This window comes from Thalassobaculum sp. OXR-137 (assembly GCF_034377285.1).
In the GTDB taxonomy this organism is placed as follows: Bacteria; Pseudomonadota; Alphaproteobacteria; order Thalassobaculales; family Thalassobaculaceae; genus Thalassobaculum.
On the sequence record NZ_CP139715.1, the window covers coordinates 2,989,476 to 3,009,229 of the forward strand.

General features: G+C 66.9%; 17 protein-coding genes. 7 read left to right on the top strand and 10 right to left on the bottom strand.

From position 1 onward, the window contains the following. Nucleotides 1-5: 5 nt before the first annotated feature. The 6 genes from T8K17_RS14095 to T8K17_RS14120 all read right to left on the bottom strand — a co-directional run bounded on the left by T8K17_RS14095 (nt 6) and on the right by T8K17_RS14120 (nt 7,895). Nucleotides 6-1,601 carry an NADH-quinone oxidoreductase subunit L gene (locus T8K17_RS14095; protein ID WP_322330368.1) on the bottom strand — a complete coding sequence of 532 codons (1,596 nt, stop codon included), beginning with the start codon at nt 1,599-1,601 and terminating at the stop codon, nt 6-8. A 331-nt stretch (nt 1,602-1,932) separates the two neighbouring features. Then, the gene (locus T8K17_RS14100) at nt 1,933-3,897 is read right to left on the bottom strand and encodes a cache domain-containing protein (RefSeq protein WP_322330369.1); all 1,965 of its coding nucleotides are present in this window, start codon (nt 3,895-3,897) and stop codon (nt 1,933-1,935) included. A 365-nt stretch (nt 3,898-4,262) separates the two neighbouring features. Continuing rightward, the gene (locus T8K17_RS14105) at nt 4,263-4,586 is read right to left on the bottom strand and encodes an ABC transporter ATP-binding protein (protein ID WP_322330370.1); all 324 of its coding nucleotides are present in this window, start codon (nt 4,584-4,586) and stop codon (nt 4,263-4,265) included. 112 nt (nt 4,587-4,698) lie between these two features. After that, nucleotides 4,699-5,772 (bottom strand): ATP-binding cassette domain-containing protein, encoded by a 1,074-nt coding sequence (locus tag T8K17_RS14110; RefSeq protein WP_322330371.1) that lies wholly within the window; start codon nt 5,770-5,772, stop codon nt 4,699-4,701. An 11-nt stretch (nt 5,773-5,783) separates the two neighbouring features. Next, entirely contained in the window at nt 5,784-6,824 is a 1,041-nt protein-coding gene (locus T8K17_RS14115; RefSeq protein WP_322330372.1) for an ABC transporter permease, read from the bottom strand. A gap of 99 nt (nt 6,825-6,923) precedes the next feature. Beyond that, nucleotides 6,924-7,895: an ABC transporter substrate-binding protein gene (locus T8K17_RS14120; protein WP_322330373.1), complete on the bottom strand. Its 972-nt coding sequence runs from the start codon at nt 7,893-7,895 to the stop codon at nt 6,924-6,926. 495 nt (nt 7,896-8,390) lie between these two features. Here T8K17_RS14120 and T8K17_RS14125 point away from each other — a divergent pair, with 495 nt between their 5' ends. The 3 genes from T8K17_RS14125 to T8K17_RS14135 are packed head-to-tail and all read left to right on the top strand — an operon-like array spanning nt 8,391 to nt 10,047. Then, entirely contained in the window at nt 8,391-8,813 is a 423-nt protein-coding gene (locus tag T8K17_RS14125; RefSeq protein ID WP_322330374.1) for a cyclic nucleotide-binding/CBS domain-containing protein, read from the top strand. Further along, nucleotides 8,810-9,727 (top strand): DnaJ C-terminal domain-containing protein, encoded by a 918-nt coding sequence (locus tag T8K17_RS14130; protein ID WP_322330375.1) that lies wholly within the window; start codon nt 8,810-8,812, stop codon nt 9,725-9,727. The genes T8K17_RS14125 and T8K17_RS14130 overlap by 4 nt, the downstream gene beginning before the upstream one ends. After that, on the top strand, nt 9,724-10,047 hold the full coding sequence (locus tag T8K17_RS14135; protein ID WP_322330376.1) for a chaperone modulator CbpM: 324 nt from the start codon (nt 9,724-9,726) through the stop codon (nt 10,045-10,047). The genes T8K17_RS14130 and T8K17_RS14135 overlap by 4 nt, the downstream gene beginning before the upstream one ends. Nucleotides 10,048-10,103: 56 nt before the next feature. On the opposite strand, the gene T8K17_RS14140 is transcribed toward T8K17_RS14135, so the two are convergent. The 3 genes from T8K17_RS14140 to T8K17_RS14150 form a co-directional block, all read right to left on the bottom strand. Continuing rightward, the gene (locus T8K17_RS14140) at nt 10,104-10,976 is read right to left on the bottom strand and encodes a metallophosphoesterase family protein (RefSeq protein WP_322330377.1); all 873 of its coding nucleotides are present in this window, start codon (nt 10,974-10,976) and stop codon (nt 10,104-10,106) included. An 84-nt stretch (nt 10,977-11,060) separates the two neighbouring features. After that, nucleotides 11,061-12,647, bottom strand: a complete 1,587-nt coding sequence (locus tag T8K17_RS14145; RefSeq protein ID WP_322330378.1) for an ABC transporter substrate-binding protein — start codon at nt 12,645-12,647, stop codon at nt 11,061-11,063. Between the two features lie 71 nt (nt 12,648-12,718). Continuing rightward, nucleotides 12,719-14,305: an ABC transporter substrate-binding protein gene (locus T8K17_RS14150; protein ID WP_322330379.1), complete on the bottom strand. Its 1,587-nt coding sequence runs from the start codon at nt 14,303-14,305 to the stop codon at nt 12,719-12,721. A gap of 365 nt (nt 14,306-14,670) precedes the next feature. Here T8K17_RS14150 and T8K17_RS14155 point away from each other — a divergent pair, with 365 nt between their 5' ends. From T8K17_RS14155 to T8K17_RS14170, 4 genes are read left to right on the top strand one after another with little or no spacing between them, the layout of a single operon-like run. Then, on the top strand, nt 14,671-15,600 hold the full coding sequence (locus tag T8K17_RS14155; RefSeq protein ID WP_322330380.1) for an ABC transporter permease: 930 nt from the start codon (nt 14,671-14,673) through the stop codon (nt 15,598-15,600). 8 nt (nt 15,601-15,608) lie between these two features. Then, the gene (locus tag T8K17_RS14160) at nt 15,609-16,532 is read left to right on the top strand and encodes an ABC transporter permease (RefSeq protein WP_322330381.1); all 924 of its coding nucleotides are present in this window, start codon (nt 15,609-15,611) and stop codon (nt 16,530-16,532) included. Continuing rightward, entirely contained in the window at nt 16,529-17,578 is a 1,050-nt protein-coding gene (locus T8K17_RS14165) for an ABC transporter ATP-binding protein (protein ID WP_322330382.1), read from the top strand. Before T8K17_RS14160 ends, T8K17_RS14165 begins: the two co-directional genes overlap by 4 nt. Then, a complete protein-coding gene (locus T8K17_RS14170) occupies nt 17,575-18,609 on the top strand; it encodes an ABC transporter ATP-binding protein (RefSeq protein ID WP_322330383.1) in 1,035 nt (344 codons plus the stop codon). Before T8K17_RS14165 ends, T8K17_RS14170 begins: the two co-directional genes overlap by 4 nt. Before the next feature lie 5 nt (nt 18,610-18,614). Here T8K17_RS14170 and T8K17_RS14175 read toward each other — a convergent pair whose 3' ends face one another. After that, nucleotides 18,615-19,610, bottom strand: a complete 996-nt coding sequence (locus T8K17_RS14175) for a serine hydrolase (protein WP_322330384.1) — start codon at nt 19,608-19,610, stop codon at nt 18,615-18,617. Nucleotides 19,611-19,754: the final 144 nt, after the last annotated feature.

The following is a 19,754-nucleotide window of genomic DNA, read 5'->3' on the forward strand; positions in this document are numbered from 1 at the left end:
CTCCTTCAGCGTGCCGCGCCGGGCAGCCGGTAGCTGCCGACCAGCCGGTCGAACCAGGCGTTTGCATAGAACCCGTTGGCGAGATGGATCCGCAGCCGGCGCAGGGACGGCGTGTCTCCCGTCGGCAGGCCGCAGATCTGCAGCACGGTCACGGCCCCGAAGCTCAGCACGACGGCGGCGGCAAGCGCCCAGTCGCCGGGACCGGGGATGGCGGATGCCGGGAAGGCCGAGTCGGTCAGGGCCATCATGGCCGTGTGCAGGCCGAGATAGAGCGTCAGCCCGGCCGCGGCGATCAGCAGCATGCCGGCGAAGACGCGGCCCGCCGTCGCCTTGCCCGCCATCGCCATGCCCGCCGGCCGGATCAGGAAGGTCGCCACGGCCATGACCAGAATGGCGGCCAGCGCCAGTTCCCCGGATCCGATGCCGGTCGTGAGGCCGGCGGCCGCAGCGCCGGCGTAGGTCAGCCCGAGGGCGAGCAGCAGGGACGGCACGAAAACCGCGGGCCGGACCGCCGGCTGTGGCATCTGCCTGCCGCGGCTGCGCGCCAGATCGACGGCGCTGCCGGAGGACAGGAAGGCGTGCGCCTTGTACAGGGAGTGGGCGACGATATGCAGAAGCGCCAGCGGGAACGCGCCCAGGCCGCATTGCAGGAGCATGAACCCCATCTGCGCGACGGTCGACCAGCCCAGCGAGACCTTGACGCTGGACTGGGTGGTGAGCACCGCGGTGCCGATCAGCGCCGTGGCGGCACCGAGCAGTGCCAGGACCGGCAGGGCGCCGGCCGCCAGCACCATCACATCGGCGAAGCGCAGCACCAGGAAGCCGCCCGCGTTGATGATGCCGGCATGCAGCAGCGCGGAGACCGGCGTCGGCGTCTCCATCACCTCGAGCAGCCAGCCATGGGTGGGAAACTGGGCGGATTTCAGCACGGCCGCCAGGACGATGAGATACCCGGCGAGCGTCACCGTCGCCCCGGAACCGGGAGCGCCGGCGGTCCGCGCGGCGTCGAGGATGGCGGCGATGTCCGCCGTGCCGAAGGCGGCGATCAACAGGCCCGCCGCTGCGGCCAGGCAAACATCGCCAATCCGGGCCGTCATGAACTTCTTGCGGGCGGCGGCGATCGCCTGCCGCCGGGCCGGATAGAAGGTCAGGAGCCGATGCAGTGCCAGGCTGGTGGCAATCCAGGCCGGGACCAGCACGGCGAGACTGCCCGCGATTACCAGGGCGCAGACCGCGGCCAGGGTGAGGCAGAGCCCGGAGACGAACGCGCCCTGGCGCGGGTCCCCGTCCAGGTAGTTGCGGCTGAACCGCACGATGACCGCCCCGAGGAAGGTCACCAGCAGCAGCATCACCGTACTGAGCAGGTCCAGGCGGACCAGCGCCCCGATCCGGTCGCCGAACGGAGTCGGCCCCGATAGGGGACCGGCGACTGCGAACAGGCCGGCCGCCGCCACGGCGAGCACAAGGGCCGCCCCCGTCCCGACGGACGCCGCCCTCAGCGCCAGACGCGGACGGGCGCCCGGGTCGCGCCCGGCGATCACGGCAGCGACGGCGAAGCACACGGGGGGCGCCATGGCGGCGAGCAGGGCGAAAGACAGCATGTCCGACTCCGGTCGAAGAAAGGATGCCGGCGTATCTATCGGAGTCGTTGGTATGAAGAAAATTCAATGATTGGAATTAAACGTTCTGTTTTAAGGAACGTTAAGGGCAACAGCGGTGTGGACCCGGGCCCGTCGGGCGCTACAGCCTCACTCACGCCGTCGCCATACGCAGCAGGTGGACGGGGCGAACGCCAGGCCTTTGCCGACGCCCGCCCCCAGGAGCCGATGACGATCGGGTCCACCGCGAGAACACTCCATTCTCAGGGATAGCGCTGCGGCGCTATGCCCATCGTGGCTATAAATCGATTGCCAACGGTTCCGAACCCACCCGTCAGGCAGCGATCCGGGCCGTGATGGCTTCGACGGCGTGCTGGTTCGAGGTGTCGAGCGAGAACCTCAACCGGGTGGAGTCGCCGATTTCAACGATCTGCGCCGAAATGCGCTGGCCTTCGACGATCAGAGAAACTCCGTCGCCGACGCGGCCGCTGATCCGGCTGCCGAAATGCGCACCGCCCAGCCCGATATCCACCAGACGTCCTGTCACCGGGCCGGATGCTGTTTCGACGGTTGCAGGAAGATCGCACGTCTTACGGTCGAAGTTCCGACGCTCGCCGGCCCGGGTGATCTCCGCCAGGAAGCTCTTGATCTCCGAACGTAGCGTGGCGGTCTGTTCGGCTAGGTGGGAGGCCGTGCCGGCGACACTTTCGGCAGCCCCGCGGGAATCGGACGCCGCCGTCCGAACCGAGGTGATGCTTTCCGCGACCATTGAGGTGCCGCTTGCGACTTCCTCCACTGACCGCACGATTTCCTGGGTCGCGGCGTTCTGCTGATCCATCGCGGCCGCCACGGACGCGCTGATCGATCCGATCCGCTCGATGACGTCGGCAATTTCCGCGATGGCGCCGGTCGCCTCGCCGGAGACCTCCTGCATCTCCTGAATCTGGCGCGAGATGTCCGCGGTGGCACTTGCGGTCTGAGTGGCCAGGCCTTTCACTTCGCCGGCGACCACGGCGAAACCCTTGCCGGCATCGCCGGCACGAGCAGCCTCGATCGTTGCGTTGAGGGCGAGCAGGTTGGTTTGGGCGGCGATCGAACTGATCAGATCAACCACCTCCGTGATCTGACCCGTCGCGGCCTGAAGCCGGCTGACCGTGTTGACGATATCTTTGGCTTGCACCTGGGCCTCGCCGGTAACCGAATTCGCGGCACCGACCTGACGGGTGACCTCGGCGATGGAGGCGGCCATCTCCTGGGCGGCAGACGAGACGGTCTGCACGTTCACGCTCGCCTGCTCGGCGGCGGCACTGACCGTAACCGCCTGATCCGTCGTCGTCGAAGCGCTGCGGTGAACCGTTTCGGCGGTGCTGGACATCTCATCGGAGGCTTCGGAGAGGCGTTCCAGGACGCCGGCCATGGTGGCGGAAAAGTCGCGGATCAGACGCTCGCTGGCGTCGCGGCGACGCTCCTTTTCGAGCTGCTCCGCCGCCTGCTGACGGGCGAGCTCCTGACGCTCGCGAAGCTTCGACTTGAAGCTGGCAATGGCCCGCGAAAGGTCGCCGATCTCGTCCTTTCGCTGGTCGTCGCCATCCTCGACGCTCAGATCTTCGTCGGCGAGGCGCTGAACTGCCGACACGGAGGACGTCAGCGGGCGAGCGACATTGCGCGCGAACAGCCAGGTGAAGCCCAGCATTGCGGCGGTCACGGCAAGCACCGAAAGACCGACCTGCAGCGCGACTGAGCGAAATTCGGCCTGGACATCGTCGAGATACAGGCCGCTGCCGAGCACCCAGTTCCATCCAGGCAGCAGCTTGACGAACGAGGTCTTCTCAACGGGCTGCTCGAAGCCGGGCTTCGGCCACTGGTAGTTGACGAAACCAGAACCGTTGGCCTTTACGGCGTTGACGAACTCGCGGAACACGAAAGTGCCTGCCGGATCCTTCAGACCGGAGACATCCTGGCCATCGAGGGCCGGTTTGATCGGATGCATCACGACCACGTGGTTCATATCATTGATCCACACGTAGTCGCCGTCGGCGTAGCGCAGCTCACGGATCGCATCCATGGCAGCGGATTTCGCCTCGTCCACCGGCAGTGCGCCGGCCTTGGCGCGGGCTTCGTATCCGGCCGCGATGGAGTAGGCCGCGTCGACAACGGCGGTGATTTGGCGTTGCTTGCCGGTCGTCAGCATCTCCTTCTGCGAGTAGAGAGTCCACGCTCCCCAACTCACGTTCAGAATGGTGATGGCGGCCACGAAAACCACCATCTTTTGGGTGAGAGGCAGGTTCTTGAAGTTCATGACATTATCCTGAAAGGACGGACCTAAATCTAAATCGCTAGTTCGGTTGGCACGTAACAGCCCTCCGGTTTCGCTCTCTTCTGGACTCGAATACGCCCATGGCTTTTACGACGACACATCGTCAGATCTTCCGCCTGGGGTCAGGCAGAGTGTCGAACGCTTCATGTTCTCTCAGTCGCTGAGTGCCGGTGTTTGGGGCAGTTTGGGGTGGTTGGATAGCAGAAACAGCTTGGGGCGATATACCGACAGCTTGATTAAAAGACCGTAAATAAGTCCGGCATTTTACAGGGGCGATGGTCTGAATCCGGACGAAGGCGTAGCGCCGCCCTCCTGCTTCAGTCCATGTTCCCCACGCGACCCGGCTGTCAGGCGGCGCCGTCCACCGAGATGTGGGGGAACCCCCTCGAACAGGGTTCGACACGGGCATGCACCCGATAGACCCGCTCCAGCATCTCCACTGTGATCACCTCCTCAGTCGGCCCGCTGGCCCACAGGCCGCCGTCGCTCAGGACCATCGTCATGTCGGCGAAGCGCAGCACCTGGTCGAGGTCGTGGATCGCGATCAGGATCAGCAGACCGCTGCCCCGTGCGAGCCGTTGCAGGAAGGCGAGCATCTGGGCCTGACGCCGCAGATCCAGCGCGCTGGTCTCGAGCGGGCCGACGCTAGTGTAATTGCGAACGATTCTCAATCTGCTTCTGCTCGCGAGACCCGCCGCCGAACGCAAAGATCCCCCGCGCCGCCGGGAACGCGGAGGATCGTCGCGGGGCCGTGAGGACGGCCGCCTGAGCGCATGCGGCGGTTCAGGCCGCCGATCGACAGGCGTCTTCCTCGCCCACAGGGATCGCCGGTACCAGGGCCCGGACGAGGTCGGTCATGTCGAGACGGCCGACGACCTCGTCGTTCCGGATGACCTTGAAGCAGGCGGAACTGTCGCCCTGGGCCTGGGCGATCACGTCCTCCAGGGTGGCTTCGGCATCGACCGTGTCCTTCACCCCCTCCAGATCGGCGGCGCTGCGCATGACCGAGCGGACGCGCAGCACCCGCGCCCTGTTGATGTCGGTGATGAACTTTTTGACGTAGGCATCGGCCGGATTCATCAGGATCTTCTGTGGCTCGCCCTGCTGGACGATGAAGCCGTCCTTCAGGATCACCAGCTTGTCGGCGAGCTTGAGCGCCTCGTCCAGGTCATGGGTGATGAACACCACCGTCTTGTGCAGCTCCTCCTGGAGCTCCAGGAGCAGGTTCTGCATGTCGGTGCGGATCAGCGGGTCGAGGGCGGAGAATGCCTCGTCCATGAGCATGATCGGCGCGTTGGAGGTCAGCGCCCGGGCCAGGCCGACACGTTGCTGCATGCCGCCGGAGAGCTGGTTCGGGTGCTGATTTGCCTGGCCCTGGAGGCCGACCCGGTCCAGCCACTTGTTCGCCTCGTCGGTCCAGTCCTCCTGGGAGACCCCCCGGACCGCGAGCGGCATGCCGGCGTTCTCCAGCACGGTGCGGTGCGGCAGCAGGGCGAATTTCTGAAACACCATGGACATGGTTTCCTGGCGCAGGGTGCGCAGCCTGTCCTCGCCGAAGCTCAGGATGTCCTCGCCGTCGACCTCGATCGACCCGGCGGTCGGCCGGATCAGCAGGTTGAGGTGGCGGATCAGGGTCGACTTGCCCGAGCCCGACAGACCCATGATCACGGTGATCTTGCCGTCGGGAATGTCGATGTTGATGTCGCTCAGGCCCAGCACGTGGTTGTGCTGTTCCAGCAGGTCCGGCTTGGAGAGGCCCTGGGTGACGTGTTCCATCGCTCCGTCGGGATCGTCTCCGAAGATCTTGTAGAGATGCTGCAGCGAGACCCGGGTTTCGGCGGATTGCGTGTCGGTCATGACGGATCTCCTCAATGCTGCTGGACGGAGTTGATGCGCTGGAGCGCCGACTTGGTGACCCGGTCGAGGATCACCGCCAGCAGCACGATCCCGAGGCCGGCGACGAGACCGACGCCCAGTTCGAGATTGCGGATACCGCGCAGCACGAGGACGCCGAGGCCGGGAGCGGAGACCAGCGAGGCGATCACCACCATCGCCAGCGACATCATGATCGTCTGGTTCACACCGGCCATGATGGTCGGCAGGGCGAGCGGGATCTGCACGCCGAACAGCTTCTGGTGCTTGGTCATGCCGAAGGCGTCGGCCGCCTCGATCACGTCCTTGTCGACCAGACGGATGCCGAGATCGGTCAGCCGGATCACCGGCACGATCGCGTAAAGGATGATGGCGATGCCGAACAGCTTGGATTCGGTGACGCTGAACAGGAAGATCAGCGGGATCAGGTAGACGAAGGGCGGCAGGGTCTGGAGCATGTCCAGCACCGGCGTCGTCATGCGCCGCATGGTGTCGCTGCGCGACATCAGGATGCCGATGGGAACCCCGAGCAGGACGCACAGGAAGGCGCAGACGAAGATGATCGACAGGGTCTGCATCGCGTAATCGTACTGGTCGATGAAGGCGAGGCCGGCGAGGCTGACGCCGACGAAGACCACCAGGCTCGCGGACCGGGAAACCAGCCAGACGACGAGCAGAAGCGCCGGAATGACGATCCACCACGGGGTCGCCAGCATGCCGTAGAGCGCGCCGTCGAGCATCCAGCTCAACGGCTGCGTGATCGGGTCGAGGACGACCTGCAGGCTGTCCTTGATGTTCAGGAACCCCTGTTCCAGGCCCTTGGTCACGTCGCGCGACTGGGGCATCGCGGCGCAGGCATCGTTCAGGGCGTCCAGGGAGGGGAAGGGCGTGTCCCACAGGGAGACCTGCTGTTCGCCCCCGTCGCCGCCGGAACTCTGCGCGACCAGGTCGGACATGGACATCGGGGCGGAGCTGGCCGAGGAGCCGCACCAGTCCTCAAGCCCCAGGGCTTCAAATATGCCGTCATAGGTGGCCACGACGTAAGCCTTTCCCGCCGCTCACACGGCGTTCGTTCTCGATAACCAAAAGAAAAGCGGGGCCGCGCCATGCGCGACCCCGCTGCAAAGATCGGCAGATCAGCCAGCCTTCAGAACCGAGGCAAGCTTCTCGCGGGCATCGTCGTTCAGCCAGGACGACCAGGTGTCCTTATTGGTCGTCAGGTAATGGACGGCAGCCTCTTCGGCGGAGGCGTTGTTCTCGTCCATCCAGGCCAGGAGCGCGCTCATGGTGTCGGTCTTGAAGCTGATCTTGCTCATCAGCTCGGCGATCTCCGGCTCCTTCTCCTTGAAGCTGGTGGTCACCGACGTCAGGACCGGCGCCGCCGGGAAGTCGGACACGCCCGGATTGGCGGTATCCTGGTTCTGGTTGGCGGCGTGCACTTCCTTGTCGTACTCGCCCAGGTCGACACGGGTCATGTCGTACTTACCGAGCGGGACAGTCGGACCCCAGTAGTAGCCGAACCAGGGTTCCTCGTTCTCGTAGGCCGCGGCCATGGAGGTCGCCAGCGTCTCGCCGGAACCGTGGTTGAACACCTCGATGCCGGAGGACTCCAGGTCCAGCGCGCGCACCAGGTTGTCGCTCACCACGCGGCAGCCCCAGCCGTCCGGGCAGTTGTTGAACTGGCCGCCGACCCATTCCGGGTGCTGCATGATCCCCTCGATGGTCTTCAGCTCGGGGTGCTTCTCGGCGAGGTAGGTCGGGATCCACCAGCCTTCGACACCGCCCGGCTTCAGGACCTTGGCGGCACGCTCGATCTTGCCCTCGTTCTCGAGACGGGCATAGGCGTCGCCGGTCGAGTTGAGCCAAAGCTCGGTGACGATGTCCGGCTCGCCGTTCTCGGCGACCGAGGTCACCGACGGGACGGTGTCGGACGGCACGACGGTGACGTCGCAGCCATAGCCCTGCTCCATGATGAACTTCGCCACATTGGTGACAACCGAGGCCGAAGCCCAGTTCATCTCGGTGATCGACACCTCGCCGCAGTCGGCGTTCGCCGCGGCGGGCACCATGAATGCGCCTGCTGCGAGACCGATAGCCAACTTCCTCATATAAATTCTCCTGCACTCTGTTCCGGCCGCCTAAATGCCCGATGCTGTCCGAGGCGCGTGTCGCGCCGACATCTCAAGCATCCAAGCAGAGACCGTTGGAATCGTCGGGGCGCCGGACCCGGCCGCTGTCGGACCGGTGGCGCGGGGATGGCCGCCGCACCGTATGTGCAGAGGCCCGAGCAGCCTGCGGGGTCACGGATGAGCCCCAAAGGCATGACGACGCCCGACCGCCGTCACTGTCTAAACTTTAGGCTCATCGACGCGGTGTCAACCGGCCCTGCCACATTTTTGCCATCGGCGTGGCCGCGGCCGCGGTGTCTCGGGCCCCGCCGAGGGGGCGGTCGGCAGTCTGGAACCAGGGCGCGCGGGAGCCCGGCGGCCGCATATTAAGGCCGAGTTGCAGTTTTTTGACGAAAATCAATTCTTCGGCGGCGCAATGGGAGGACACTGCGATACCGGTTTCCGGTGCCGCGCGCCCGTTCGAAGGAGGCTGCCATGCTGCGTCGTATCGTTCCCGATGTCGTCTGCGCCCAGTCGATCCTGGCTCTGCAGGACCGGGAGCGCGTAGTCCACGCGGCCCGCGCCATGGCCGACCGCCGGGTCGGCTCGGTCCTCGTCATGCACGGCCCGGCGCTGGTCGGCATCTTCACCGGAACCGACCTGATCGGCCGGGTGGTGGCGAAGGGCCGCAGCCCCGCCAGGACGATGCTGCGCACCGTGATGACACCGTCGCCCCAGACCGTGGCGCCGGGAGATCTGGCGATCGAGGCGCTGCGGCTGATGCACGCGTCGGGCTTCCGGCATCTGCCGGTCGTGGAGGGAGACGCGGTGATCGGCATCGTTTCCCGCCGAGACTTTCTCGCCGAAGAGGAGGATGAGATGGAGCGCGAGCGCCGGATCTGGGAACAGGTGCGATGAGCGACGATCCCTATGCGGTCCTCGGGGTGCCGAAGACGGCGAGCGACGCGGAGATCCGCAAGGCCTACCGCAAGCTGGCCAAGGAACTGCACCCCGACCTCAATCCCGGCGATGCCGGCGCCGAGGAGCGCTTCAAGCGGGTGTCGGCCGCCTACAGCCTGCTCGGCGATGCGGAGAAGCGGGCACGGTTCGACCGCGGCGAGATCGACGCGTCGGGCATGGAACGCCCCGAGCAGCCGTCCTATCGCCACTACGCCGACAGCGATCCCTCCGGCCGGTACCACAACACCGCCGGCTACGAGGATTTCGCCGATATGTCCGACCTGTTCCGCGACCTGTTCGAGCAGGAGCGGCGGCGCTGCGGCGGGCACGGGCGGGGGCACGACGTCCGCTACCATCTGACCGTCGATTTTCTCGACGCCGTGCGCGGCGCCAAGCGCCGGATCACCATGCCGGACGGCAACGCCCTCGACCTGACGATCCCGGCCGGCACCAAGGACGGCGCCCTCCTGCGTCTTAGGGGCAAGGGCGGCCCCGGCTTCGGCGGCGGCCCGTCCGGCGATGCGCTGGTCGAGGTCGCGGTGGCGCCGCACCCGGTGTTCGAGCGCCACGGTGCGGACATCCACATGGACCTGGCGATCACCCTCGACGAGGCGGTGCTGGGCGGCAAGGTCAAGGTGCCGACCCCCACCGGTCGGGTCAACATGACGGTCCCGAAAGGGACGAGTTCCGGGCATATCCTGCGCCTGAAGGGCAAGGGCGTGGCGGCGCCGGGGACGCCGCCCGGCGACCAGCTCGTCCGGCTGACGGTCGTGCTGCCGAAGCAGATCGATCCGGAACTGGAGGCGTTCATGCGGGACTGGCGCACGCGCCATGCCTATGACCCGCGGTCCGGCAAGGGGAGGGCGGCATGAGCCTGAGCGAACATGATGTCGTGGCCCAGGTCGGCCGGATCAGCGTGCGGCGGCTGCGGCTATGGGTGCGCCGGGGCTGGGTGGCGCCGTCGATGGGATCGGAGGGGCCGGTCTTCGACGCGCTCGACGTGGCCCGGGTGACCCTGCTGTGCCAGCTCAAGGACGATTGCGGGTTGAGCGACGACGCGCTGCCCTTGGTGCTGTCCCTGATGGATCAGCTCTATGGCACCCGGCGCGAGCTCAAGCTGCTGCTCGACGCCGTCGACCGGCTGCCGGAAGACATGCGGCAGGCCGTGCACCGAGTTCATCGCCGCCGGTAGGGTCCGGCGCCGCGTCGATCCAGGCCTCGTAACCCGAATCGACGCGGACGGGACCGTCACCGGGCGGTGCGGAACGGCTGGCCGGCGATATCGAAATAGCGGTGGGCCTCGCCGCGGGCCCAGTTGCGCAGGTCGATGTTCAGCATGTCCTGGGGCTCGACCTTCTCGACGGTGTAGCGGTCGCCGTCGAAGCGGAAATCCAGGAAGCCGACCCAGGGCTCGCCGCCCCAGGCCGCCGAGCGCGGCCCGCTCGACATGAAGGCGGTGCCCGGCGCCCAGATGAACTCGATGTCGTGGAACCGCATCCGCTTGTCGCGGTGCAGGTGCCCGCTCGCCATGAACCGCACCGAGCCCGCCCCGGTGCAGATGTCGAGCAGACGCTTGCGGGCGGCCGGGCGCAGGGTGCCGGTCGTGGCCTCGTCGGTTTCCGCCGGGTCGTGGGCGAAGGGAGGAACATGCAGGAAGACGCCGACCGGCCGGTCGTGTCCGGTCAGGGCGTCGGTCAGCATCGCCTCCTGCTCCGCCTCGGCGTCCTGGCCGCTTTCGAAGAGGAAGGGATTCAGGCCGACGAAGCGCCAGTCGCCATGGTCCAAGGACCAGAAATCGGCGCCGAAGCTGTCGATCCAGGCGTCGCGCCGACCGGGGGTCATGAGCTGGCGCATGGACACGGTGGCCGGCGAGTAGCCGACATCGTGGTTGCCCGGCACCGTGCGGATCACCGGGGCCGACAAGCGGGCGATCTGCTCGGCACCGAAGGTCAGGTCGTCGGCCACGTCGGGGCCGTTGAACGTGACGTCGCCGCAGATCAGCGCGATATCCGGGCTGAGCGCGTTGGCCGCCTCCAGGGCGACCTCCCAGTTGTGAAAGAAGAACGGGTGCGTCCGGCTGACATGGGTGTCGGACAGCATCACGAGACGAAAGCTCGACATGGCTTTGACCTTGATCGGAGAAGGGGAGGGGGATGTCAGGGGGGCGCGGTCCGGCGGCAGGGCCGGACCGCGTCGAGGGGTCGGTCAGTGGCCGGGGAAGGACACGTTGTAGTCGCGGAAATCCATCCAATACATGCCGTAGTTCTGCCACTTGAGGTCGTCGCGGACGCCGTAGATCTCGACCGGGCGGTAGAGCAGCATGGCGGGCACTTCCTCCTCCCAGATCTCGACCATCTCGGCGAAGGCGGCCTTGCGTTCCTCGGGCACGAGGCTGGATTCCAGCACCTTGCCCAGGTCGAGGAAGCGCTGGGGCGGCGCCCACATCTGCTGGCGGCGGTGCGGTCCCTGCTCGGCGCCCCAATAGGCCCACATGGGTGCTGCCGGGTCCGGGAAGTTGAAGTTGGCGGAGATCGGGAAGGCGTCCCACTGGGTGCGCGGGTTCATCTGCGCCCAGTTCTCCTGGATCGACAGCTCGACGTTCAGACCAGCCTCGGTCCACATCTGCTGCATCACCTGGACCGCCTGATCCATGTTGACGTAGTAGCCGCCTACCATGGCCAGCTTGATCGGGCTGCCGTCGTAGCCGGCCTGCTTCAGCAGATCCCGGGCCTTGGCGACGTCGTAGGGCCTCGGGTTCTGAGGGACATGGTACTGGCCGTATTCCGGGAAGCTGAAGCCCTCGGGCACGTAGGTCAGTCCGTTCCACAGCCGCTTGGCGATCAGCGCCCGGTCGGTTGCGTGGACGATCGCCTGACGGATCAGCTTGTTGGTGGTCTGCGCCGTCGCCGGATCCTTGCGCTTGTCGGTCGTGAACATGATGAGCTGGACGTTCTCCAGCAGCGAGGCCTGGGTGTGGAAGCCGTCTTCGCGGTCGACCAGTTCGGCCTGCTGCGGCGGGATCGAGGTGACGATGTCGAACTCCCCGGTGATCAGTCCGGCGATCCGGGCCGAGATCTCCGGCACCGCCTTGTAGGTTATGGTCGACAGCGGCGGACGGCCGCCCCAGTAGGCGTCGAACGCCTTGAGGACAATGGTGTCCTCGGACTTCTCGGCGATGTAGTACGGGCCGGTGCCGATCGGATCGGCGGCGAAGGCCGGGTGGCCCAGCTTGGTGTAGACGGCCTTGGGCACGACCTTGCCGATACGGGTGGCCAGCCGGTGCTCGAAGGCCGCGTCTGGGCCGTCGGTCTCCACCACCACCGTGTCGGCATCGACGGCTTCGGCGCGGATGATCGGCTCGCCGAGCCCGAACGGCCGGATCTTGCGGCGTTCCGGCGACAGGGTGAAGGCGACGTCCTCGGCCGTCATCTCCGAGCCGTCGTGGAACTTCACCCCGTGGCGGATCTTGATCTCCCACAGGGTCGGCGCCGTGCGCGTCCAGGACACCGCCAGCCCGGGGACCAGGTCGGTCCCGGTGCCGTCCGGCTTGGACAGCCAGTCGCGCTTGATCACGTTGTCGTAGAGGTTGTGGACGATCCGCGAGGCGTAGTTGGACGCGTCATAGGCGCCGTAGCTGCCGCGGTTGATGTTCGGCATGGCGATGGTGAGCGACGGCCGGTCGTCGGCCAGCGCGTCCGAGGCGGCGACGAGCGGGGCGGGGGCAAGTACGGCCGCCAGGGCTACGGCCAGGCGCAGCGCCGGTTTCGGCAGCCGGATCTTGGGGAATCTCATGGGTCGGTGCTCCGCAGGGGCAAAAGAAAAGGCTGCGCCCGCGAGGGGCGCAGCCAGGGGATGGCGGCGGATCAGCTACCGCTTTTGACCGAGAAGTTGTTCGCCCGGAAATCCATCCAGTAGAAGCTGTAGGGCGTCCACTTGATGTCCTTGCGCACGCCGTAGATCTCCAGCGGGCGGTACATGATGATGGCCGGGTTATCGCGCTGCCAGATGTCGAGGCCTTCTTTGAAGGCGGCGATCCGGGTGTCCTCGTCGAGGGTGTGCTCCAGGGTGTTGCCGACCCGCTTGTAGTCGTCGCTGACGGCGACCAGCTTGTTGCTGGCGTAGGTGGCCGACGGCTCGCCGAAGCGCCACCAGAACGGGGTCAGCGGGTCCGGAATGCGGATGTTGGAGGAGTTCAGCCACAGATCCTGCCAGCCATAGGGCCGCATCTGGGACCAGTTCTCCACGAATTGCAGGCGGACGTTCAGGCCGACCTGCTGCCACATCTGCATCATGACCTGCACGGCGCGGTCGCCGTTCACGTAGTAGCCGGCGGTGACGGCGACGACGATCTCCTTGCCGTCGTAGCCGGCCTCCTTCAGCAGCGCCTTGGCCTGCTCCGGGTCGTAGGGCAGGGGCTTGCGACCGGCGTCGAACAGCTTGCCGTACATCTCCCAGTTCGGACCGGCCGGCACCTTGGCCATGCCGTTCCACAGCCGGTCGGCGATCTTCTGCCGGTCGACCGCCAGGATCATCGCCTTGCGCACGCGCGGATCATGCACCGCGGACTTCCGGTCACAGGCCTGGTTCTCCTGGCCGCAGCCAGTCATGAAGGTGAGGTGGTGCATGTTCTCCACCTCGATCGTCCGGGTCTCGTAATTCGCCTCCCGGTCGATCAGCTCGGCCTGGTCCGGCGGCACCGAGGTGATGATGTCGTACTCGCCGGTGACCAGACCGGCGATGCGGGCGGAGGTCTCCGGCACCGCCTTGAAGGTGATGCGCTTCAGCGGCGGCTTGTCGCCCCAGTAGTCGTCGAACGCCTCCAGGACGATCTCCTCGTCGGCGGCCATGCGGACCCACTTGTAGGGGCCGGTGCCGATCGGCGCGGCGGCGAATCCTTCCGGGCCGAGCTCGCGGTATTCCTTGGCCGGGATCACATGGCCGATCACATGGGCCAGTCGGTGCAGGAAGACCGGGTCGGGATATTTGGTCTTCACCCGGATCGTCTCGGGATCGACGATCTCGACACCGGCGATGCTGGAACCCAGGGAGTGCGGCTCCAGGGCCTTCTCGCCCCACAGGCGCTCCTCGGAGATGGTGAAGGCCACGTCCTCGGCGGTCATCGGACGGCCATTGTGGAACTTCACGCCCTGGCGGACCTTGAACTCCCACTCGGTGTCGGAGATCCGATCCCACTTAGTGAGGAGGCCGGCAACGATCTCCGTGCCGTCATTGCCGTTCGGGCCGTTGAGCCAGTCGCGGTTCAGCAGGCCGTCCATCACGGACTTGATGACCCGGCTGTCGAAGTTCGATTCCGCGATCGCCGGGTGGGCGCGCTGCATCGCCGCCATGGCGATGACGAGCTCCGGGCGGTCGTCGGCACGGGTGGCCATGGGCATTGCCGTGAGCGCGACGGCGCCCGCCAGCAATCCTGCGAATAGTTGCTTTCTCATCTCACCTTCTCTCTGCAGGACCCTCCGGCGGAGGCGCGGCGGCACGCCTCGGGCACGGGGTCGAATGGGTGCAGGCTTCCGGACCGGGACCGGTCGGAAGCAGCGACCGACAGGCCGCACACGCAAGTCTTCCGCAGTTGCGCGCCGGTAGCGTGACGCCTCGGTGAAGTTTGTGCGGTGTAATGAAGTCAAAATTATTATTCGATTTGATTCAGTAAGTTCTGTTTTTATGTTTCGACAGAATTTAAAAGGTGAATATAAATTTCATGTCTTTGAAACAATCGTCTCGGTAAGTTTTTATTTCGGAAATACCGCTGCAACCGATGGGCCGATACGGTCTGCGCGTCCTGCAGCGGAGTTCCCGAATGTTCATGCTGATATCCGCGAAGGCGCTGCGCGCAGTCGCGACGCTTCTGCTCGTCGTCACCGCGGTGTTCTTCATCCTGCGCGCCTCGGGAGACCCGACCTACGTCCTGCTGCCGGACGACACCCCGCAACACATCGTCGAAATCTATAAGGAGCGCTGGGGCATCGACCGGCCGGTCTACGAACAGTACGTGACCTATATCGGCTCGCTGCTTCAGGGCGATTTCGGGGTCAGCTTCTTCGACTTCAAGCCGGCGATCGATCTGGTGCTCGAGCGCCTGCCCAAGACGCTGCAGCTCGGACTGGTCGCCTATACCGGCGCCGTCGTCTTCGGCGTCACCCTCGGGGTGATCGCCGCGCTGAACCGGAACACGATCGTCGACCGGCTGGTGATGGTGACGGCCGTGTTCGGCTATTCGATGCCGAACTTCTTCTTCGGGCTGCTGCTGATCATCTTCCTGTCGCTGCAGCTCAGATGGCTGCCGCCCTCCGGGTCGGATACCTGGGCCCATATGGTGATGCCGGCGGTGACCCTCGGTCTCGCTGCCGCCGCCCAGATCGCCCGGTTCACCCGATCCTCCATCCTGGAAGTGATCCGCCAGTCCTATATCCGCACGGCCCGGGCCAAGGGCGCCTCCTACGGTCGCCGCATCCGCTGGCACGCGCTGCCCAACGCGGCGATCCCGACCGTCACCGTGCTCGGCTTCCAGTTCGGCCTGATGATCGGCGGCACGGTCGTCATCGAGACCGTCTTCGCCTGGCCCGGCATGGGCCGCCTGTTCTACCAGGCGGTCGGCGCCCGGGACTACGCGGTGGTGCAGACCATCATCCTGCTCATCGCCGCGAGCATCATCCTGGTCAATCTGGCGGTCGATCTCCTCTACGCGGTGCTCGACCCGCGCGTCCGCATCGCTCCCGAAAAGCTCTGAAGGATCCCATGGCGCAGGCTCAATCCGAGATGTCGGCATTGCCGCAACAGGCGGCGTCCCAGCGGGGCGCGGTGATCCAGCATCCGCCCGGCTGGCGGCGAAGGATGGGGTTGGACAGGCCCTGGATCGTCATCGTCGCCGGCGCCTATCTGGCATTCGTGGTGCTGGTCGCCATATTCGCCCCGCTGCTGCAGCCCTACGATCACGCGCAGCAGGACCTGTTCGAGATCCGCAATCCGCCGGTCTTCATGGGCGGCGACTGGCGCTACATCCTGGGCACCGACGATCTCGGTCGCGACGTGCTCAGCCGGGTGATCTACGGCACCAAGATCTCGGTGGCGATCGCGGTGATCGGCACCGGCATCGGCGCGGTGCTCGGCTCCTTCCTCGGCATCGTCGCCGCCCATTTCCGCGGCTGGGCGGACGAGATCATCATGATGCTCGTGGACGCCCAGTCGTCGCTGCCCTTCATCATCTTCGCGCTCGCCGTGTTGGCGTTCTTCTCCGGGAATTTCGCCGTGCTCGTCATCGTCGTCGGCATCGACGGGTGGGAGCGCTACGCGCGCCTCGCCCGCGGCATGGCCCTGTCCAGCGGCCAGGCGACCTATATCGAGGCGGTCAGTTCGCTCGGCGTGTCGACCTGGAAGCTCTACGCCCGCCACCTGCTGCCCAACATCCTGCCGGCGCTGATGATCCAGTTCACCATCAACCTGCCGGGGACGATCCTGCTGGAGACCTCGCTCAGCTTCCTCGGCCTCGGCGTCCAGCCGCCGATGACCAGCCTCGGCCAGATGCTCGGCTACGGCCGCGACTACCTGCTGCAGGCGCCGTGGATCGCGGTGATCCCGGGCATGACGATCTTCTTCATCACCCTGTCGGTCTCGATTCTCGGCGACTGGCTGCGCGACCATCTGGACCCGAGCCTGAGATGAGCGACCTCGCCCCCCTGGACCCCCCCGCCGTCCCGACGATCCATGCCGAGCGCCGGGCGGTTCCGCCGCTGCTCCGGGTTTCCGGCCTGCGTGTCGGGTTCACCGCCGCCGACGGCAGCGAGACCACGGTGGCCGTCGACGGCGTCGACCTAGAGGTGGGTGCGGGCCGCACCCTCGGTCTGGTCGGGGAGAGCGGGTCCGGCAAGTCGGTCTCCTGCCTGTCCATCCTGCGCCTGCTGCCGGAACGCGGGCGGATCCTGTCCGGGCGCATCCGCTTCGACGGCCGCGACCTGACGGATCTCAGCCAGCGCGAGATGCAGGACCTGCGCGGCGGCGACGTGGCGATGATCTTCCAGGACCCAATGTCGTCCCTCAACCCGGTCAAACGGGTCGGTTGGCAGATCGCCGAGGCGCTCCACCTGCATGAGGGCCTCTCCATGCAGGCCGCCCATGAGCGGGCAATCGAAATGCTGCGCCTCGTGGCCATTCCCGATCCGGCGTCGCGCGCCCGCAGCTTTCCCCACCAGCTTTCCGGCGGCATGTGCCAGCGGGTGATGATCGCCATGGCGCTGGCCTGCAAGCCGCGCCTGCTCATCGCAGACGAGCCGACCACCGCCCTGGACGTCACCATCCAGGCGCAGATCCTGGATCTGGTGCGCCGCCTGGCGAGCGAGACCGGAACCGCCGTGATCCTCGTCACCCATGACCTGGCCGTGGTCGCGGAGACCGCCGACGACGTGGCGGTGATGTATGCCGGGCGGGTGGTGGAGACCGGTCCGGTCGAGCAGATCTTCGAAGCGCCCCGTCACCCCTATACCTGGGGCCTTCTGCGCTCGCTGCCGGGCCGGGCCGGCGTCAGCCGCCGGTTGCCGCTGATCGAAGGCTCGGTGCCGGCACCCCGAGACTATCCGAACGGCTGCCGATTTGCGCCGCGCTGCCCGCGGGCGAGCGACCGCTGCCGATCCATCTCGCCGCCGCTCGCCGCCACCGAGGGGGCCGCCGGCGGCGTGGCCTGCCATCATCCGCTCACCGGAGAGGCCTCATGACAGTCCTGGTCGATGTCCAGAACCTGACCCGCCGCTTCACCGTCGGCCGGACGGTGCCGATCGTCGGGACCCGCCGCGTGGTGACCGCCGCACATGACGTGTCGTTCCAGATCCACGAGGGCGAGACCCTGGGCCTGGTCGGCGAGAGCGGCTGCGGCAAATCGACGATCGGCAAGCTCGTTCTCGGGCTGCTGCCGCCGAGCGGCGGATCGGTGCGGTACCGCGGCAGCGAGGTCTCCGCCCGGCGGGGCAGTGCCGAATGGCGCCAGATGCGCCGGCAGATGCAGATGGTGTTCCAGAACCCGTTCGGCGCTTTGAATCCACGCCTGACCATCGGAACCCAGATCGCGGAGATTCTGACGACCCATGAGATCGGCGATCCGGCCGACCGTCCCCAGCGGATGGCCGAACTGCTGCAGTCGGTGGGGCTGGAGACCCATATGCTGGAGCGCTACCCGCACCAGATGTCCGGCGGCCAGTTGCAGCGCGCGGTGATCGCCCGGGCGCTCGCGGTTTCGCCCAGCTTCATCGTCTGCGACGAGGCCGTCGCCGCCCTCGACGTCTCGATCCAGGCCCAGGTGGTCAACCTGCTGCTCGACCTGCAGGAGCGGCTCGGCCTCACCTACCTGTTCATCTCCCACGATCTCGGCATCGTGCGGCATATCTGCGACCGGGTCGTGGTCATGTATCTCGGCCGCATGGTCGAGACCGGGCCGACCGCCGAGGTGTTCTCCTCGCCCCGGCACCCCTATACCCGCGCGCTGATCGCCGCCGCGCCCCAGCCCGACCCCCGGCTCCGCAAGCGCGGCGCCCCGCTGGAGGGCGATCCGCCCAGCCCGCTGAACCCGCCGTCCGGCTGCGTCTTCCACACCCGCTGCCCGATGGCGACGGCGGAATGCGCCCGTACGGTGCCGACCCTGCGATCCTTCGGCGCCGGCCACACCGTCGCCTGCCACCATGCCGACAAAGTAGTGACGGCCGGCGAGGCGACCCAGGCGCCTGAGGTTCGCCGGTCCGCCTTGGCCGGCTGAAACAGCTAGGCCTGGAGGACCGGGCCGTCGAGGAACTCCATCAACTCGCCGAAATAGCCCTGGGAGCGGGCCGGTTCGCCAGGGTCCGAGGTGATCGCCACCGCCAGGTCGCGGGCCGGATTGGCGGCGATGACCTGCCCGCCATAGCCCCGGGCGATCCGGTAGCCGCTGTCCGACAGGAACCACCCATAGCCGTAGCCGAGCCCGGACCAGGGCGACACGGTGCGGGGCTGGGCCGAGGCTTCTACCCAGTCCTGCGACACCACCTGGGTGCCGTCGACCCGTCCCCCGTCGCGCATCAGCAGGGCCAGGCGCAGCATCGCCCGGGGCGTGAGGGCCATCTGGTTGCCGCCGAGATAGTAGCCCTGCGGGTCGCGGGTCCAGGCCGGGATGTCGATGCCCAGCGGATCGCCCAGACGGTGGCGCGCCTGGGTCAGCAGGCTGTCGCCCACCGCCTTCGCCAATGCGGCGCCGAGCACGTGGCTCGATCCGGTGGAGTAGATCATCCGGCCGCCGGGCGCGCCGACCATCGGCCGGCGCAGGGCATAGGCGACCCAGTTCTCCGACGCGACCCAGGCGCCGTATTCCGGCCCGGAGGTGGCGCCGAGGCCCGCCCGCATCGTCACCAGATCCTGCACCGTGATCGATCCCGCGCCGGGGGTGGCGTCGCGCGGGACCAGATCGGGGGCGATCTCCGACAGGGGCGCATGAACGCCCGGGATCTCGCCCCGATCGATGGCGATGCCGAGCAGCAGGGCGACGATGCTCTTGGAGCAGGACTTGATGTTCGCCGGCCGATCCAGGCCGGGGCCGCGATAGGATTTGGCAAGGACGACCTCGCCGCCGCGCTGCACGAGCACCGAATGCAGCCTCGGGAATGCCCGGGCGGCCTCCGCGATTTCCGTGGCCTGCGTCTGGGCGGCCGCCAGGCCCGGCACCACGAAGGGGGCGGCGAGCAGCAGGGAGGTGGCGGTGGTGAAACGGCGTCGGCTGAGCCTCATCGGCATACCTGCTCCGGTCTGTGAACCCGTACCGGATATGTGACCCGGACCGCGGATTTCGACCGTCGGAAGGCGCATGATGCGCTCAGAAGCCGTCTTGCGGGGCGAAAGAGTACTCGGCTACCGTCGATGGGTGATCGCGAC